Origin of the sequence: Zoogloea sp. 1C4, from assembly GCF_009469605.1 — a bacterium.
Classification (GTDB): domain Bacteria; phylum Pseudomonadota; class Gammaproteobacteria; order Burkholderiales; family Rhodocyclaceae; genus Zoogloea; species Zoogloea oryzae.
In genome coordinates this window covers 1-3,119 of the sequence record NZ_SSXU01000058.1, presented here as the reverse complement: position 1 = coordinate 3,119, position 3,119 = coordinate 1, and the positions used below count along the sequence as shown (strand labels likewise).

Genomic DNA, 3,119 nt, shown 5'->3' with positions numbered 1-3,119 from the left:
AACGCTAGAACCAATGGTATGAAAGTTGCCAAAAACGTATTGCAATTCGATAAAGAAACAGCTAAACTTATTGCAGAATATCCTAGTATTATGGAAGCTAGCAGATCTACAGGTTGTGATCGCAGATCTATCCAACGGCAATTACAAGGTGAATATGGAAATCCATCTTCCTCTAGAAGTTGGTCAAATTTAAAATATATTTGGTCTTATGATGATCAAAACGTAAACCGTGATTATATAGTTTGGGATACGACAAACAGTTTCAAAATGTTTTCAACATTGGAAAAAGCGGAAGAATTTTATAATAATCTTGAAAATTGTCCTGATAAAAAGATAGAAGAACTTACAACTCATCAAAAAGTTCTTTTATATAATATGAATAGAGAATTAAAAGAAAGTTTATAAAACTGAACAATCTAATATATAATTATATTATGGAAGTAATCGTTAGAATAACTAAACAGAATCCTTGGACTGGATTAGTAAAATGGTCCAATTGTTTTGATTATCTGGGTTCCTATTGGACAAGATCTGGTAGCCGTTACACAGGGTTAACCAGAGACAAAGCTAGAGAACTAGAACAGAAAATGGGTAAAGCTGAAGGAGAATTAGATCCTGATAGTACATTTTGGGATACATTTGCAATTAAGATTGGTAAGAAAGAATTAGTAATTAATACTGATAGACCTGAAGGAGAATTGCAATATTTATTCCTATTAGGACATAAGAGAGTAGCAAATGGCATTGATAAAGTAACTCCATCTACTGATTATGTACTTATAAATAAAGAAGCTGAAGCAGAACAAATTAATAAAGCTAACAAAGTTAAACGTGATGCTTATAGAGCATTAGATAAGATGAGTCTTGAAGATATGCGCAAATGTCTTAGACTATTTGGAGTTAAAGCTGACACTATGTCTAATGAATTAGTTGAAGCTAGACTTGGTGAAAACGTAGAAGCTGATCCAGCAAGATTTATTAGAATTTGGGTAGATAATCCTAATAAAGAAATTAACTTTGTAATTGAAGAAGCTTTAAGTAAAAATATTATTCGTAAGAACAGAGCATCATATTACTTTGGTACTGATCTTATTGGTAACGGTCTTGAAGATGTAATTGCATATTTGAAAGACAAAAAGAATCAAGATATTTACTTAAGTATTATGTCTGAAATAAAATCTAAATAATGACTAGAGAACAATTTCACTCATATTTTAAAGTAGCAATGGACAAGAACTCTCAAAGCGTAGCCTTTGGGGGTTGTCCTGCTTTCTTACCAGAAGAAATAGATTACTGGTTAGATCAAGGTTTATACCAAGAAATCAGTAATAAGTTTACTGGTAATAACTACTTAAAGACTAGCTTTGAAGGATCTGTAAAACGTATTCATGACTTAGAAAAATTAGTACGTACAGATGTTAACGTTGTTGCTAATACTGAAACAAATTCAAATAGATGTTATGTTACTAACTTATTCAATGGTGACAGAATGTTCTTTGTAGATGCAGTGTTAAACTTCAATAGTAACAAAGCTACTATAAAATTAATAGATCATTCTGACGCTACTAAGTTCAAGAAGACTTACAATAACAACCCTTGGATAGAAGATCCAGTAGCTGTAATAGAAGATAATACTCTATATATCTATTATGATTACTTAGCTATGAGTAGTAATAGCTATTCTGTAGATATTACCTATATTAAGTTTCCTACTAAGATAGAAGACTTACCAGCTGAAGGTATGAGTGAAATACCAGAGTATATGTAGTTTGAAGTAATTAACAGAGCTGTAGAACTAGCATTAGAAGATATTGAGTCTAAGAGAATATAGACTAAATCACAGTTGAACCAAATAGATGAATGATTATGACAAATCGTGGATTTCAAATCGAGTTTGAACGTAGGCTATAGTTAATGGATCCTAATTTAGTTATTAAGGATAAGCTATCCTCAGACACTATTATATCATTCATTAATGAGGCAATTGATAAATTTTATAAAACAAGATACTCAGGTATTAACTTTAAAGCTCAAGGATTTGAGTAGACAGAAAAGCGTATAGATGATTTGCGTACTTTAGTTCGTAAAAAGAACTATTCTAACACTTAGATAATTAAAGGAGTTAGAAACTCATACTCAGTAGAATTACCAGATGATTATGTATTATTACTTGGAGATACTGCTGGTATACAGCCGAGTGATGAATATCCTAACGAATGCTGGGAAAAAGACGATTTAGGTGCATATATAGTTAAGTATACAGATACGTTAGAATCTACAATTGAAACATTAGATAGACAATTAAGTAATTCACTATCTGAACACAAATTAAAATATTGTCAAGCTAGACCTTTAAAGTTAATTCAAGATAATAATGTAATATTATACACAGACGGTAAATATAAAGTAAGTGAATATGAGATTACATACTTAGCTAAGCCATCTAAAATTAATTCAAGTAATATTACTAATACCGAATATACAGATTTGCCAGAACATACACATATGGAAATTGTGAAAATGGCAATCTAGATTTATCTTGCTACTAAACCAATGTAGCACTATAATGCTTATTCCAACGAAATTGCTTCAATGGAATAACAAATAAATTAATGCGTTTGTCTGACCTGGAAATCTGAAATAAGGAAAGTAGAAGGACAAACTAGACTAGCGCTAAGTCTAACAATTAATTATTTTTATATAAACTATGATTACACGCGTTGATACCGTATTAATCGGAAAGAAATGCCCTACAGCCTATACTACTGTAGATGCTTTGGATAAAGGGGACGTTGCTTTATTTGACTAGAATAAAGCACTAATTACAACTGCTGCTAATGCAGTAAATGCATCTACTGTTTATGTAGGTGTAGCTGGGGATAATATGACAATTACTCTGCCCAACGGTACTACTGCAACAAAGAGAATGGTAGAATATTCTAACGCCATTCAAAAAGCTTCTAAACCTTCGTATGTACAAGGTGATTATGTTGCACCAGTTCAAGAGAAAATCGAAATTGATTTAACTAGTGCTACTGTTGTTATCGGTCACAGATATGTTTTACGCATTGTTTATAAAGACTTATATGAAGCTCCAGGACAGTTTACTCATACTTATG

At 31.4% G+C, this 3,119-nt stretch carries 4 protein-coding genes; all 4 read left to right on the top strand.

Going from position 1 to position 3,119, the window contains the following annotated elements; all coding sequences use genetic code 11:
- The coding region (locus tag GH681_RS22600) for an NUMOD1 domain-containing DNA-binding protein (RefSeq protein WP_228112039.1) at positions 1–405 on the top strand (405 nt) is incomplete at its 5' end.
- Positions 406–434: 29 nt separating this feature from the next.
- Positions 435–1,187 carry a hypothetical protein gene (locus tag GH681_RS22595; protein WP_153163753.1) on the top strand — a complete coding sequence of 251 codons (753 nt, stop codon included), beginning with the start codon at positions 435–437 and terminating at the stop codon, positions 1,185–1,187.
- Between the two features lie 38 nt (positions 1,188–1,225).
- Complete coding sequence (locus GH681_RS22590) at positions 1,226–1,768, top strand: hypothetical protein (protein ID WP_153163752.1); 543 nt, start codon at positions 1,226–1,228, stop codon at positions 1,766–1,768.
- Between the two features lie 1,116 nt (positions 1,769–2,884).
- A partial coding sequence (locus tag GH681_RS22585; protein ID WP_153163751.1) for a hypothetical protein occupies positions 2,885–3,119 on the top strand: 235 nt, incomplete at its 3' end.